Genomic DNA, 14,179 nt, shown 5'->3' on the forward strand with positions numbered 1-14,179 from the left:
AGCTTATCTTATTCGGTACAAACCGGTAGAAAACCGGAAAAATGACGACTACCGGTCGTGCATCAAAACCGGTACAACCGGTAGCCACCCTTTAGGGGCTACCGGTTTACCGTTTGCACCGGGTTGGCCGCGTGCGAGCAATATTCAACACCAACAAAATCACGGACGGATTGTCCGATCGGCCTGGATAATTCTCGCCGCAGCGATACCTCATGCGCGCGGAGTTGGCGCATGCCGGTGAAGACGCCGCGCGAGTTCGATCGCCGGGGGCGGCGCATCGTGACATGGACCCGCACGCAGGCAGGCCGGGCGTGCGCCCGCCACCTGATGGTGGAGCTGAATGCGAAACGGCATCTGAAGCCGAAGTGTGGGGCAAAATCGAAATCGACTGGCGAGCCCTGCCGACAGGTCGCAATGGCCAACGGGCGATGCGTCTACCACGGCGGCTCGACGCCGTCGGGGGACAACTGGCACAAGCCGCGATGGCCGAAGGCCAATGCACCAGGAGCAGACGCAAAGCTAGGTGGCAAACTGCGAGATCTCGACCTTACAGCGCGGAAGCGGGAGAGGCGCCTAGCGGCGATGACGCCGGAACAGCGGGAGCAGTATCGTCGCTGGCAGGCCGCTCACAAGCCCGGCCCAGCGGCGAAGCGCCGATCTGCCCGCCTTCCCGGGGTCAAACACGTTAAACTCGACGAGCCGGCGTCCTCGCTGGCCACCTCCACCGCCCCGGAATTCGCGGAGCTCAACCGGCTGTTGGGTGAGGCCAAGGCTCGATTGGACAGCCTTACGAATGAAAACCTAGGGATTTTTGGATGAACGGCGAAGCCAAACGGCGCAAACAGCGCCTCATTGAGCGCATACAGGTCGAAGGTGCGGAAGCAGCTTTTGAAGCGGCGCTTGAGGTTTGCCGAGATAAGAAAGCTCAGCCCTCTGCCCGTTCTTCCGCTGCGACCTCGATCCTGCGGGCAGGCGGATATTTTGATCGCGGGGCGACGCAGCTTGACGAGACCGACCCTCATGAAATGACGCCGCAACAGCTCGAAAGCGCTCTTTCTGGGCTTCTTTCCAGGCGTCATGCAGAGCCCGAGCCCGACGTCTTCAGCTAGGCTGTACGACGCAACAGCACGGCGAGCTTCGCCATAATCTTGAATCATTTGGCCCGTGCGCCCTAGGCGTTGCAGGACGCATACTTAGCCGTGACAGAAGATCGTCGCGCTCTATCAGCACCGGCCGACCAGGCAGGTAAGGCAAAACACCTCACACACGCAAATCTTCGATGACCCTCTTTGGCCTCCCGATGGCCTCGGCGGCCCCAGCCTGCGTCAGGAACTGTGGCCATTCCTCAGGCGCATTTTCGATCTTCGTTCTCAACGGGGAGTGCGCTTCTTGGCGATAGCCTTGAGCGCCCAAGCTCGTGCCTCTTCCACGCGTCGTTCCCGATCGCTCAGCCTGGCGGCCTCGGGTTGGTGAAGCAGCGCGGCTCGACGCTTTTCATTGTCGATGAAGGCGAGAAGATCCGAGCGAGCGATGAGGACAGGCCGGCCAGGGATGAAAGCGAGCTTTCCGCTCAAACGATAGCGTTTAATGGCGCTGGTCGACCGACGCAGGATCCGTGCGACCTCGGCTTCTATAAGGAGATCGTTCGGACCAGAGTTCAATTTGTTGTTTTCGTTATCCACACCCCTGGCACCCAAATTGTTGAGCGATAAGAGGGTCATAAAAAATAATGGCGTCTGTCAAAGCGGACTTGTCAGCCGACATCAACAAACACCATCAGTTTTAACATACAGTTATTCAGGTTATTGGCACAAAACGCAGCTGCCTAGACCAATTTTGAGCGATTAATCTAAGCACATTTGAAATTTTCCGTCACTTTCTTTTCTTGCCCTCGCTACCCGCTTCTTCGAGTGCGCGATAGACGCTCGCCCTGCCAATTCCGAGATGAGACGCGATCTCACTGGCACCCACGCCCTCGGCGCTCAGTTTGCGGACAGCAGCACCATCCACCGACGGCTTACGGCCGCGGTACACGCCTGCGGCTTTCGCCTTGGCTATGCCTTCGGCCTGACGCTCGCGCCGGAGGTTGTTCTCAAACTCGGCAAACACGCCGAGCATGTCGAGAAACGCCTTGCCGGCCGCCGACGCCGTGTCAATGGGCTGCTCAGTTGCCTTGAGGACCGCCCCGCGCGCCTTTAGCGATCGCACGATGTCCTGGAGATCGCCAATCGATCGCGCCAGCCGGTCAATTCGCGTGACTACCAACGTGTCGCCCGGCCGGATGAATTCCAGAACCGTCTCGAGTTCGCGGCGCCCCTCTCGAGAGGCACCGGAGACCTTCTCCTCACGAATTATCGTGCACCCGGCGGCGTGCAAGGCCTCACGTTGAAGCGTGAGGTCCTGACCAACGGAGCTAACCCGCGCATAGCCGAAAATTGTCATTGGCCTTCCTCAGGACGCTAAGAGTCGCTGTGCAGCGGTGCGCAGCGCCGGGCGTTTCGTGTGCATCGCAATGGCTTCGATTTCATCGATGGCGTTGCGAATTGCGCCGAACCGCCGTCTCCTTTTGGCTTCGGCTAGCTCACGAGCAACCGTCCAGAAATTGCGTAGTTCGGTTTCGCCGATGCTCGTCTCAATGTTCAACATGGGACCAATCTTTCTCAATAGGGTCTAGGCCCTTTCTTGCTATCGTCCCAAAATTCCATTGTCAACCCTATTGAGACATAATTTTTGTCTCACGCAGTTGCTCCGCTGGGGTATACCGAAATGAGACGGTTCGGACGGGATTAGGTACGCCGCCGCGCTCGCAGCTCGACAACGTTTGCTGTCGTCGGGCTCGGCGAGACGGTCGGAGACCTAACCGACTCCGCACGGGGTGCGAGCTGAAGGCGCAGCTCTTCAGCCGCTTCAATAATGCCCGCGAGCATTGCGCCAATGCGCTCCGCCGCTGCGGGCGGGAGCGGCTGTTCCGCAAGCTCGTCGGCCACCATGTGCGCCACCGCGCCTATGAAGTGCGCACGGAGATCTGCAGGCATCATCGCTCACGCTCCCCGCCCTCGACCGCCAGAGGGGCGCGCGGCACCCTCGCCCCTGCCCGGCCCCGCCCCCTGGCTGCACTCCGCCGCGCGGTCCAAAGTCAGCACCCGCGGTCCATACAAAATCGCGTCGCGCTGGAACTTTTGGTCACTGCTAGAGCCTATCATGATATTCGAGCGCCGCGATATTGACCGCTTTCTCGGTGCTTTTTTCGCGGCGTCATCAGGCCGAAATTCACTCTCGACCGCACCGGCGTGGTGGAGATTGGAATGGACCAATCCAAACAGATTGGGCCGCAGGGCCTCAACGAAGATTTCGACGGTTCGCCGACCGCCGACCGGCAACTGCCCGGCCGCAGGCTGGAAGAGCTTGATATCGACATCGCTAAGGCGATGGACGAGTTCGAGCGCCTCACCGTTTTTTCCGAGGATACCTATTATCGGCTGTCTCACGCCTGCTTGTTCCTGGCCAACGCCGCCAGCAAACGGCGTCCCGAGCGCATCTCCCACCAGTCCCGAGATCATCTGATCCGGGGCATTCTCGACGCACAATTCGCTGTGGTTCGGCGCGCGCCCGACAGGGCCGCCGGGGTCATCATGCGGGGTTTTGACGGCCTCTTCGTCCTCGCCGCCCATCTGGCCGAGTCGGACGAAGAGCGCGCTCGGCGCGGACCCGACGTGATCCGCGATGCCGTCGACGTTGTCAGGATCATGCGCAATTGCGCTCACAACGAGGACCTGAACAATAGAATTCAGCAGCGCGCGGCAAACCGTCGGAATTCCGCAGTCGCAGCGATCATCGCCTCTTCGCTGGAGCGCGCGGCATGAGGGAACAACCCGACCTCCGGCAATGCCTCCAGACGGTACGCGACCGGCTTTTGAAAGCGGCTGCTGGCGAAGATCCGGCATGGAACGCCTTGATGGCGATTGAAATCGTCTGCGGAGCGACACTCGGCGAGACTGGCTGGCGCGATCCGCACAGCGAGCTCATTCGCGAAATCGCCATAGCTGCGGAGGCCGCCAGCCCTATTCTTGCCGAAGTGCTCGCTTCACGGCTCGAGCCGAAAAAGGTCCATCTCGGCATGCAGGCGCTTGCCATTCTGGTGGTCGATCCGGATCCGCACCTGCAAGCCGACTGGCAGGCGTATCTCCGCATCACTTTTTTCACACTCGGCATCATCTTCAACGAGCGCGAGATCGACGGCCGAGGCGACCGGATCGCGTCGAAGCTCAACGTTACGCTTGCGACGCGGCAACCACCGTCGCTTGTGTTGCAGTAACGATAGGAGGCGACAATTTGTGATCCCTTGACCATCACCGGCGTCGTTCTGAGCGGGGTCGCGGCTGCCGCGAACGCCTCCGCACAGTCGAAAGTCCAGTCCGCGCGCGACGACGCGATGGCGGCCGAGCGTATCCGGCAGAAGGGCTACGACCAGCAGGCCGACGCCACGAACGCGCACGCGCAGGATCAGTATCAGAATTTCGAGGCCCAACAGGGCGATCGCAAGACGCAGCTCGCCGACTATTACAAGGCTCAGACGGCGCAGCCGGTCGATCAGACCGGCCCTGTCGCGCTGCCGCAGTCGTCCAGCAACGTCACCGTCCAGGCCGAGAATACGGCGCGAGGCCAGGCCAAGGCGTTCACCGACAAGCAGGGCGACACGCTGGCCGGGATGCGCTCGTTCGGCGATCTTCTCGGCACGCTCGGCCGCGGCACGGCGCGCGACGCCATCACGGTCGGTCAAATCGGCGGGTTCAAGAAGGGCTCGTCGGCGGTGCTGCCTTACGAGCTCGAGGCAGCCAATTCCAAGGGCTCGGGCATGAAGATGCTCGGCGATGTGGCCGGCGGGCTCGGCAAGATCGGCGTCAGCGCGGGCTTGTCGACTCCGGACCCGCTTAAGGCAAACTTCGTCCCGAACACGGCTTCGCCCTACGCCTACGGCTCTGGCGGTTACACTGGAATGGGTCCCTTTAAGGATCCAGGCCTTCAGATCGGCGGTATCAACCCGTACTCGCTATTTGCTCGCTGATAGGTGCAAGATGGCCGATCTGCGGGCTCAATTCTGCATCTTTCCGATCGCGCCAGCCAACGCCGGTCCGTGGGCGTAATTCCGCGCCGCGCCCGCATGCATTGACAGGCCCCCGCGAGCCGACAAGAGGGCAGAGCCGGTTTCCTGGCGATGGCCACCCCCTAGTTCTGGCAGGGGTCAAAAGGCCCGCCGCCTCCCCAACGGCAGGCTTTTCGTCGCGGTGCTGTTGCTGCGTTGTTCAGCCTGTTCAACCCCTATTCCATTATTGGCTTCCAGTGATCCTTCAAGAACGGTGCGGCCTTTGAGTTAGCGATTGAAACGCTAGTTAAAGGCGCGTGCTGCCCAGGCAAACACGATGTTATTTGCGCCTTTATTGATTCGACATTTTGTAAAGATAAATTAAATCCGGTACCAAATACTCTCTTTATTCCACCCGGCGGCTGCGTTGTAGATATATTCATTAACTTCATGTTTATATTCGCATACGAAAACCCTAAATAAACGATCCTTTTCGCGTGACTTAATACGCTGTGCATCCGCTTGAGCACATCTTCTTCCTCGATTTGCTCCGTGAAAGTTTTAATTTGACCGACAAGCTCGATGAGCTCATCAGCAGAAGGTGCCTTACCAAAGTCGATTGCGCCAGTTACACTTTGCCATGGCAAACGCCCCACCTGACCATAGGGGTGGATGATCTGTAGCCGGGAAGTGATCTGCTGAGCACCGTCCAATGTTATTCGAAAATAATTCGCAATCGCACTCGCAAGATAATGCTCGATGCACCTGTCGTAATTAAAGCATATGAAAGATACATTAGTGAAAATAGACTCCAATTCCTCCCTAAGAACGCCTTCAGTTAGCATTTGAAAGAATACATTATACCAAGTATCTTCTAGATCATCCAATCGCATTCGGCCGCGATTACGGGAGTGAGACATAGAGCTTTTTGACTCCGCCTCAAGGATAGATGAGACGATGCCTGCTTTACCCATCCAATTTATTGTAACATCAGACGAGTGCGTATGTAGGTAGTTATCAATCGATATGGCCTGACTCATTGACGCGGCGATTGATCCACCTGATTGGAAATAGACATTCGGCGCAAAGTATGGGTGAGCGCCCCCCGCGTCTTTCGTACTCAACTCATTTCGAAGTTTGATCGCGGCAGCGATTACTGGGTCTCCGTGCGTCTGTCGGAACGCATCTTCGTGCCGAATATCAACCTTTCCGCCAATGATCTTGACCAGTCCGGCCCCCAAGGGAAGTCCGACGTCGCTACTAGCACCAGCGCCTACAACAAAGACCGTGGGGCGGATAAACATCGAATCTCTGCTGCCTTTTGTAGATCAGTAGAATTGCGCGGCTGAGCGCGGCGATCAATAGAAGCGGGTAGCCGTGCACAGCACTGTCATCCGACCGGGTCGTGGCTTGCCTCAATCGGAAGGTTTGTCTTTCTATTTTCCCGCATCCGAGGACGAGACCGTGTCAGCAGCCGTGCCGCGGCGCTCGCCTGGTTCTAGCCGCCGCTCCCGGCGCGGTCGCCCATCGCGCGGCACCGATAAAGATCATCGAGCCGGCCCAGCTTGGCGGCGCGGCATCAACGCGAATTGCGATCGATGGCTTCTTCGAACTCGAAGCGCAGCGCGAAGCTGACGCGGACGATGCGCCCGTGAATTTCGCATCGGTTGCCGCCTTGGAGAGGCTTGGCGAAGTGGAGGTCCAAAACTAGCTGCGAAACCGCGTAGCACTGGAGCCGTCGCCGCAGGTCGTGGTGAGATTTCTCAGGCGCCCTGCTTCCTGGAGCAACCCCACGTTAATCTGTAGTCGCAAATGCTTGGCTCGGAGGTCATCCATGCCTAAGCCCATGCTCCGCCTCGTCCGCGACGAAGACGTGCCTGCAGTTCCGGTCAATGAGGCTGGGGATGCTGTGTGCGTGGAAGTCGAATATCGTCGAGCACTCCTCCTGCTGGAGATCTCCGACTGCGAACGCGACCACGGTCAAGATGCGTATACGCAGTACGTTCGGAAATATGGAAAGCGCCCACCTCCAGCGGAGGCCAGGGCGATGGCGCTTGTCATGGGCAAGCGAGTGAAGGCCGCGGATGGCCGCTGGTACCCAAAGAAGACAGCAGTTGACCGTCGTCTCGACCAGCAACGGAGGGCGCTTCAACAAGCGGCCTCTGTTCGGTGCGAACGTTCGTCCAAACTACGACAAGCCATCGCCATACTCGCCAGTCTGGACATATCCCCAGAAGAAATCGAGCTAATCTACCTGGACGATCGTGAAATCGAGACAAAGCTGCCCACAGCGATAAACTGGCTAAACCGATTCGCTATGCTGAGGCTGCATGATGGCCAAGACGCTTGCCCCGAAGACGCGTACCCTCATCGCGAAGCTGATCGCGACACTGCCTGACACTCGCAGAGACCCCGACACAATCTTCGAAATGCTGGAGGCGTCGCACGGAGCCACGTTGGCGGCTGAACAACGTGAGTTGAACCGCCTTGCCTTGGCCGAACTTCTCAACCGGGTGTGCAAGACGCGTGGTCGAGCAACGGAGCTCGACGACAACCAAATCGATTTTTGGCGGCGTAACAGGCTGAAGCGAGCAGTGACGATCGTTCGCGAAGACGGAAAGAAGGCCCGCAAAAGCCCATACGACATGAGTTTCGCTGAGTTGGAAGCTTATGTCGAAGAGCATACGGCCGCACGCCCGGCGATCTCGAAAGAGGTGCTCGACATGAAGGTCACACTGGACGCGGTTCGCCCTTATGTCGTGAATGCACATGCTCCGATGGCAGAACTCTGGCGTGAAAAACGCGCCGCCGAAGGCTGAAGCAAAACCCAGTCCGACGAGCCCGGAGCCCCTGATGCTCCGGACGATGTTTGGGGTGAAACAGCTACGTCAGCCGAATGCCGCGGGAGGTGTCGGGCGTATATGTCACTCAGCTCGCAGATTTCTTCCTATCGTTCAGTGCGCATGCTTCTAAACCAATGCCGATGCGGCCAAGCCTAGGTTGCCGGCTGCCGCTGGGCAAACAGTCGGTGCTTGCGCGTTTCGCTCAACCACAGCCGTTTCTCGTGATTCCAGTCACGCGCCATGTATCGGCCAGGCCTTTCCCGTCGATCGCGACCGTGTCGATCAGCATGCGGCATTGCCCTTGCGCCGCTATCGTCGGCACGCCGTAGCTGCCGGGCAGCACGATCGTACTCACCGGCCCTAAAATGACGAACGTCCGGCCCGAGCTCGTCGGATACATGTCGGTTGGCGTCAGGCCAGTGCGGCGCATGAAGTCGGCCATGGTCCCGCCGACGAGAGACTGGAATTCTGCGTCGCGCCGCGCAGCAATCTCAGCATTCGTCGTGCAGCCTCCGGCGACAAGGACCAAAACAGCCGAACTCACAAAAAGATGTCGAAGCATCCCTGTTCCCCCTGCCCTTCCTGTTTCTTGGTCTTGGCGCGCTTCTTTGCGGCGGGCATTGGCATGACGGCCGGCGCCGGAGGCTCTGCCGCAGGCTCGGTTCCTGCGCAGAATGCCGCCCAAGCTTCCATGAGCTCTCGGCGCTTCGCCAGGGCATCGCCACGGCGGTAGGCGCGCTCCGTTTCATCGCCGACCAGATGCGCCAGCGCGGCCTCGGCCACTTCGCGAGGAAAGGACGTCGTTTCCCCGCACCAGTCGCGGAACGATGATCGGAAGCCATGCACAGTCACGTCGAGCTGCAGCCGACGCAGAACCATGTCCATCGCCATGTTGGAGAGCGGCTTGTGGGTGTTGCGGCCGAAGAAAACGAATGCGTCAGGCACCCGCCCTACCCTCGACATCTCATCCAGCGCTGCGACCGCCGGTACCGATAGCGGAACCCGGTGCTCTCGGCCGCCCTTCATGCGAGCGCCTGGCACGGTCCACACAGCCTGCTCGAGATCAAACTCGCGCCACGTCGCACCAAACGTTTCGCCCGAGCGCGCCGCTGTCAGGATCGTGAACCGCAGCGCGCACGCGGAAGGCGACTTGAGCGCCGTGAGCCGTTTCATGAAGGCGGGCACGTCGGGAAAAGGCATGGCGGCGTGATGGCCGCGAGAGAGCTTCCTGCGCTTCGGCAGCAGTCGATCTAGGTGGTTGCGCCACTGAGCTGGGTTTGCGCTGCGGCGCTGCCCCTTTGCGCTTGCCGCGGCTAGAACGGCCTCGATGCGGCCGCGGAGCCTTGAGGCAGTCTCAGGCTTCTCTTTCCAGATCGGGGCGATCACGGCCAGCACGTGCTCGGTCTCGACTTCGTCAACCCGCAGAGCGCGAAGAGCCGCCAGAGCGGACCTGTGCGCCTTCTCCGCGGCGGCGTCGATCCGCAGCTTGCTCGCATCGGCCTCGTTAATGCCAAGCGTGGTCCGCCATTGATCGACGTGCTTCGGGTTGCGCCAGCCCGGCGCCATTGCCTTGACGTAGTCGCCTGCCGCCGCCCCGAACGTTGGCTTGTCCGCCACAGGAAGAGCCGGCTCCGCAGCAAGCGGATCCTTGCCGTTCTTCAAGGCCAGGCGTGCCGCACCAGCGAAGTCGCGGGCCTGAGCCAGCGATACCGTGCCGGCACTACCGAGACCCTTCTCGCGGAGCTTCTTGTTCAGCCAATAGAGGAATACCCAGCGCTTCGCGCCGGACTTGTCGACGACCAGATAGAGATTGCCACCGTCGGCGTGGCGACCCGGCTCTGTGATCGCCGCGACAGTTCGTGCTGTCAGTCGATTGATCTGGCGGGCCATCTTACCCTAATATCCACCCTAAGCTCTGACTGCGATCATGAGACATCATGAGAGTGGATAGGCAAGTGAAATCGCCAGTATCTCTGGATAATGCCCATTTTTAAGCGCAATTGAAGCCGCCGGATCATAGAGTGAGGCGGACAACCCCTCCGCCACATAATTCGCGCTGCAAAAACCGTATATTTTTCAACCAGCTCGGCAAATCATCGCAAGGTTGACCTAGAAGGCTCCTTAAAAAAGACCTAGAAAAATCGGCACAAAGTGCATGGGGCAGACCCGGGGGCATGCGCGGCAAGGCAGTAACACATGGGCCGAAGCCAGCGAGGACCTGCCTATTCTGTGGTGGCCGGGGCCTGACACGCGAACACATCTGGCCCTCCTGGGCGCATGGCCTTCTCGACGTTCGGCCTAACGCCGCCCACCGCCGCACCCGCTATATGACCCCCGAGGGAAAGCCTAACTTTGCCAGTGTTGAGAACGTTCGTCATTTTCAGGGGACGCTCTTCAATCTGACTGTGAAGGCTGTCTGCGGGGACTGCAACAACGGTTGGATGAGCCAGCGGGAGGCCACCGTGAGGCCCATTCTCGGGCCCCTTATCAAGGCTCAGCCACTGGTCCTTGATGAGGATAGCCAGCGTAAGCTGGCAGCGTGGGTTGCCATGAAGATCATGGTCCAGGAAGCCGATAACCCGGTCGATATGGTCTCCACTTTCGAGGATCGAACTTGGGTGCGTGACCACCTCCGCCCTCCTCCCGGCTGGCAGATATTCATTGGACAACACAGCCAAGCCGAATGGAATACCAAGTGGCAGAGGTACGCCTCCACGTTAGTTACGTCCGATGGAAACGGTGAAGAATTTAAAGACGTTGAGACCCTCGCCAAAAACATGCAGATGATCACGTTTGGGTTTGGAAAGCTGGTCGTCAACGCCTTCAGTACAAAAATCATAGGTCTCGGCATTGAATATGCGGCTGAGCACTCACTTCTATTTCGGCAGATATGGCCGTGGAAGGGAAATTTGCTTTGGCCCACGGGGCGCGAGTTGAGTTTCGCTCAGATACACAAGGCATCTGTCGCCTTGAGAGATTTCATCGCAGTGAACGCTCGCTCTCGGTCTGTTGACCTACCGCAGTGACCACGGACATCCGGCTAAAAATCGGTCAGCCCCCCTAGGGAAGACGCGTCCGCCCCCCTCATGCCCCTGCCGCCTACAGCGCCGGTTCCCGATCCTGCCGGGCACGCTATCGGCCGCACGTCGCAGGATATTGCCGCCACCCGGCCGGTTTGTCTCAAAACCTGCGCGAGCGGCCCGGCGGTACATTTCGATACATTTGATCGCCGCACTCCCGCCGGATCGCCGCGCCATGCGCCAGAATCCAGGCCGCCAGCGAATCCGGCGCTGGTTTCAGCGTCGCGCCGAGAACCGCGATCTGATGGCCCTCCCCGCGTTCCCACGTCGCACCGATCATGTGTCCGGCAGCTCCGCTTTAATCCGGCTCAGGCACTTTCAAGATCACCGTCTCGCCGGGGCCGATCGCTCGGCCATCTTGTGTGCGAATGTCGAGCCGGACCGAGAGACCCGTGTCACGCTCGACCAGGGATGAGCGCGGCTCGTCCGCTTCGAACAGATGGCGCTCGCCCCATTGCCGGAGCGCGACCATCACCGGGAACAGATCCCGGCCCATCTCGGTCAGGCGATACTCCTGACGCACGGCGCCCTCTCCGGCAGGAACAACCTCCAGGATGCCGCGCGAGACCAGCGTCCGCAGCCGGTCCGAGAGGATGTTCTTGGCGATGCCGAGGCTCTTCTGAAACTCGCCGAAGCGCGCCAGGCCGTCGAAGGCGTCGCGCACGATCAGCAGCGACCACCAGTCCCCGATCACATCGAGCGAGCGGGCGCTGGGGCAGAAATCCGCTTTCAGGCTTCGCCGCCCAACCATCGATTTTGCTCCAGGGTCGTTGAATGGGCAGCTTAATCCGGTTGCATCATAAAACTGAAAACGGTACAGGTCGATTGGTTTCATTATAAAACCGATTCCCGACGGAGCTTATAATGCATGGACAGCAGGAGGCGGCGTCCACCGGCGCCGTCAGCGATGGCGCGCGCCTTCAAGAGCGGGCCGATGGGCAGATCGTCGCCTGCGCTTCACCACAGGCGTCCCGGCTGACTCGCCCGGTCACGCTGCTGTTTGCGGTCGCGAGCGGGCTTGCAGTCGCCAACGCCTATTTCGCCCAGCCCTTGCTCGATGTGATGGCGCAGGAGCTCGGGCTCTCCCGGACGATCGCGGGCCTGATCGTCGGGGCGACCCAACTCGGCTATGGGCTGGGTCTGATCCTGCTGGTGCCGCTGGGCGATCTCATCGATCGGCGCAGCCTCATCGTCGGTCAGTCGCTGCTGTCTGCTCTCGCGCTGATTTCGGTCGGCTTCTCATCGACGGCCACGATGCTCCTGGCCTCGATGGCCGCGCTTGGTTTGCTGGCTGTCGTCACGCAAACCCTTGTCGCCTATGCTGCGAGCCTGGCGCGGCCGGCCGAGCGCGGGCAGATCGTCGGAATGGTCACGAGCGGCATTGTCTTCGGCATCCTGCTCGCCCGAACCGCCGCCGGGCTGCTGACCGATCTGTCGGGATGGCGCACGGTCTATCTCGTCTCCGCGGCCTTGACGCTCCTGATCGCCGGCCTTCTCTACAAAGCCCTGCCCCGGCAGGAGCGCTTGCCCGCGACACTCTCCTATCCGCGCCTGATCGGCTCGCTCGTCACGCTCTTCCTCGAGGAGCCGGTGCTGCGCATCCGTGCCGTGATCGCCATGCTGATCTTCGCCAACATCACGACGCTGCTCACACCGCTGGTCTTGCCGCTGAGCGCACCGCCCTTCTCGCTGTCTCACACCGAAGTCGGCCTTTTCGGCCTCGCCGGCGCCGCAGGCGCGCTTGGCGCCACGCGGGCCGGGCGCTGGGCGGATCAGGGATTGGGCCAGCGCATCACCGGCATCGCGCTCGGCCTCATGCTGCTGGCCTGGCTGCCGATCTCATGGCTGGGACACTCGATCCTCTGGCTGATCCTGGGCGTCGTCATCATCGATTTCGGCCTGCAGGCAACCCATGTGACCAACCAGGGCATGATCTATCGCGTCAGGGCGGAGGCGCAGAGCCGGCTGACGGCCGCCTATATGGTGTTCTACTCCATCGGCAGCGCGCTCGGCTCATCACTCTCCACGATCGTCTACGCTTATGCAGGCTGGAACGGCGTCTGCCTGCTCGGCGCCGGCATCAGCGCGCTGACGATCGCCTTCTGGGCTGCGACCTTGCGGGCCACGCCTGCAATGGCCACAGGGCGCTCGATGGCCGCGGAGTGATCTGGCTAAACCTCAGCGCAATCTAGAGCTTCTTTCCGTCCTAGAGCTTCTTGCCGTCCTGGCCGAACTGCTTGAGGAAGGCGGTGAGGTCCTTGATCTCCTGCTCGTTCTTGATTCCGGCGAAGATCATCTTGGTGCCGGGAATCTTGGCCTTGGGGTCCTTGATGTATTCGGCGAAGGTCGCCTCGTCCCAGGTGATGCCGGAGTTCTTGTTGGCCGCGGAGTAGCTATAGCCCTCGACCGAGCCCGAGTGCCGCCCGAACAGGCCATTGAGCTCAGGGCCGACCAGGTTCTTGGCGCCTTCGCCGGTCTGATGGCAGGCGCGGCATTTGTTCCAGGAGCGCTCGCCGGCGGTGATGTCCTGGGCAAGGGCCGGTAGGATGGCGGTGGCGGAGATCAGAATGGCGCAGGCGATCGCTTTCATCAGGCTTCCTTCGAGGCTGGGCTGGGGCCGCACCGATGAGATATGGGCGCGGGAGAATCGTTGCGGTCTGCGAAGTGTTCTAACTTGCGAATATGGAAACCCCGAGAAGCTGGCGGCAGCATGTCCCCCCTGTCAGCTCACATTCTGGGGATGAGGCGCTTCGACAGCTCTTCGTTCGCACAAATCCGGGCACGCTCTCGTCCGCATAGCCTCGCTCGCAGTTCGAACGAATGTCGTTGCGTTACATCAAAATGCGCGCCGCTTCATGGTGCGCCCGTTTCGATCTTTATGCCGCCTTTATGCGCTGCCCTGCCCTTCCGGCTCGACCCTTGAGCCCTCCGGGCACCATCTCTCCGGTCTAACCTGACCGGAGTAAGGCTCATGGCCGACATCCTTTATCTCGTGCTGGGAACCGGGGCCTTCGTGCTCTTCGGTTACTACGCAACGCTGCTGCGCAAGGTCTGACGATCATGGCGCTCACCTGGCTTTACGCGACTGCTGCCCTCGGGCTCGCGGTCTACATGGTCGCCGCGCTTTTGCGCCCCGACCGCTTCTGACCTCAAAAACATAAGGAGACCTCGCA

17 protein-coding genes are annotated in these 14,179 nt (G+C 60.4%); 9 read left to right on the forward strand and 8 right to left on the reverse strand.

Annotation, left to right across the window (positions count from 1 at the left end):
* The first annotated feature begins 231 nt into the window (after nt 1-231).
* A complete protein-coding gene (locus tag J2Y55_RS05525; RefSeq protein ID WP_310148896.1) occupies nt 232-819 on the forward strand; it encodes a hypothetical protein in 588 nt (195 codons plus the stop codon).
* Nucleotides 816-1,109, forward strand: coding sequence for a hypothetical protein (locus tag J2Y55_RS05530; protein ID WP_310148899.1), 294 nt, complete (start codon nt 816-818; stop codon nt 1,107-1,109). Before J2Y55_RS05525 ends, J2Y55_RS05530 begins: the two co-directional genes overlap by 4 nt.
* Before the next feature lie 261 nt (nt 1,110-1,370).
* Here the strand turns inward: J2Y55_RS05530 and J2Y55_RS05535 are convergent, their stop codons facing one another.
* From J2Y55_RS05535 to J2Y55_RS05545, 3 genes are all read right to left on the reverse strand, one after another.
* Complete coding sequence (locus tag J2Y55_RS05535) at nt 1,371-1,721, reverse strand: helix-turn-helix domain-containing protein (RefSeq protein ID WP_310148902.1); 351 nt, start codon at nt 1,719-1,721, stop codon at nt 1,371-1,373.
* A 151-nt stretch (nt 1,722-1,872) separates the two neighbouring features.
* The gene (locus tag J2Y55_RS05540; protein ID WP_310148905.1) at nt 1,873-2,442 is read right to left on the reverse strand and encodes a recombinase family protein; all 570 of its coding nucleotides are present in this window, start codon (nt 2,440-2,442) and stop codon (nt 1,873-1,875) included.
* 9 nt (nt 2,443-2,451) lie between these two features.
* Nucleotides 2,452-2,646 (reverse strand): hypothetical protein, encoded by a 195-nt coding sequence (locus tag J2Y55_RS05545; protein ID WP_310148908.1) that lies wholly within the window; start codon nt 2,644-2,646, stop codon nt 2,452-2,454.
* A gap of 659 nt (nt 2,647-3,305) precedes the next feature.
* On the opposite strand from J2Y55_RS05545, the gene J2Y55_RS05550 reads away from it, so the two are divergent.
* From J2Y55_RS05550 to J2Y55_RS05560, 3 genes are read left to right on the forward strand one after another with little or no spacing between them, the layout of a single operon-like run.
* Nucleotides 3,306-3,863, forward strand: coding sequence for a hypothetical protein (locus J2Y55_RS05550; RefSeq protein ID WP_310148911.1), 558 nt, complete (start codon nt 3,306-3,308; stop codon nt 3,861-3,863).
* Nucleotides 3,860-4,315: a hypothetical protein gene (locus J2Y55_RS05555; RefSeq protein ID WP_310148914.1), complete on the forward strand. Its 456-nt coding sequence runs from the start codon at nt 3,860-3,862 to the stop codon at nt 4,313-4,315. The genes J2Y55_RS05550 and J2Y55_RS05555 overlap by 4 nt, the downstream gene beginning before the upstream one ends.
* 27 nt (nt 4,316-4,342) lie before the next feature.
* A complete protein-coding gene (locus tag J2Y55_RS05560) occupies nt 4,343-5,065 on the forward strand; it encodes a hypothetical protein (protein ID WP_310148918.1) in 723 nt (240 codons plus the stop codon).
* A gap of 254 nt (nt 5,066-5,319) precedes the next feature.
* Here the strand turns inward: J2Y55_RS05560 and J2Y55_RS05565 are convergent, their stop codons facing one another.
* Nucleotides 5,320-6,387 (reverse strand): hypothetical protein, encoded by a 1,068-nt coding sequence (locus tag J2Y55_RS05565; RefSeq protein WP_310148920.1) that lies wholly within the window; start codon nt 6,385-6,387, stop codon nt 5,320-5,322.
* Between the two features lie 1,029 nt (nt 6,388-7,416).
* Here J2Y55_RS05565 and J2Y55_RS05570 point away from each other — a divergent pair.
* On the forward strand, nt 7,417-7,902 hold the full coding sequence (locus tag J2Y55_RS05570) for a hypothetical protein (RefSeq protein ID WP_310148922.1): 486 nt from the start codon (nt 7,417-7,419) through the stop codon (nt 7,900-7,902).
* Between the two features lie 226 nt (nt 7,903-8,128).
* On the opposite strand, the gene J2Y55_RS05575 is transcribed toward J2Y55_RS05570, so the two are convergent.
* Both J2Y55_RS05575 and J2Y55_RS05580 read right to left on the reverse strand, forming a co-directional pair.
* Nucleotides 8,129-8,488, reverse strand: a complete 360-nt coding sequence (locus tag J2Y55_RS05575; RefSeq protein ID WP_310148926.1) for a hypothetical protein — start codon at nt 8,486-8,488, stop codon at nt 8,129-8,131.
* Nucleotides 8,467-9,816: a tyrosine-type recombinase/integrase gene (locus J2Y55_RS05580; RefSeq protein WP_310148929.1), complete on the reverse strand. Its 1,350-nt coding sequence runs from the start codon at nt 9,814-9,816 to the stop codon at nt 8,467-8,469. Before J2Y55_RS05580 ends, J2Y55_RS05575 begins: the two co-directional genes overlap by 22 nt.
* Nucleotides 9,817-10,253: 437 nt before the next feature.
* Between J2Y55_RS05580 and J2Y55_RS05585 the strand changes: the two genes are divergently transcribed.
* On the forward strand, nt 10,254-10,952 hold the full coding sequence (locus J2Y55_RS05585) for a hypothetical protein (protein ID WP_310148931.1): 699 nt from the start codon (nt 10,254-10,256) through the stop codon (nt 10,950-10,952).
* A 352-nt stretch (nt 10,953-11,304) separates the two neighbouring features.
* On the opposite strand, the gene J2Y55_RS05590 is transcribed toward J2Y55_RS05585, so the two are convergent.
* A complete protein-coding gene (locus tag J2Y55_RS05590) occupies nt 11,305-11,757 on the reverse strand; it encodes a winged helix-turn-helix transcriptional regulator (RefSeq protein WP_310148934.1) in 453 nt (150 codons plus the stop codon).
* 113 nt (nt 11,758-11,870) lie between these two features.
* Between J2Y55_RS05590 and J2Y55_RS05595 the strand changes: the two genes are divergently transcribed.
* Entirely contained in the window at nt 11,871-13,172 is a 1,302-nt protein-coding gene (locus tag J2Y55_RS05595) for an MFS transporter (protein WP_310148937.1), read from the forward strand.
* A 40-nt stretch (nt 13,173-13,212) separates the two neighbouring features.
* On the opposite strand, the gene J2Y55_RS05600 is transcribed toward J2Y55_RS05595, so the two are convergent.
* Nucleotides 13,213-13,596 carry a c-type cytochrome gene (locus J2Y55_RS05600; protein ID WP_310148940.1) on the reverse strand — a complete coding sequence of 128 codons (384 nt, stop codon included), beginning with the start codon at nt 13,594-13,596 and terminating at the stop codon, nt 13,213-13,215.
* A gap of 470 nt (nt 13,597-14,066) precedes the next feature.
* Between J2Y55_RS05600 and kdpF the strand changes: the two genes are divergently transcribed.
* Nucleotides 14,067-14,153, forward strand: a complete 87-nt coding sequence (gene kdpF / locus J2Y55_RS30080) for a K(+)-transporting ATPase subunit F (protein ID WP_069691608.1) — start codon at nt 14,067-14,069, stop codon at nt 14,151-14,153.
* The last annotated feature ends 26 nt before the right edge of the window (nt 14,154-14,179 follow it).

Source organism: Allobosea sp. BE125, from assembly GCF_031456075.1.
GTDB lineage: Bacteria > Pseudomonadota > Alphaproteobacteria > Rhizobiales > Beijerinckiaceae > Allobosea.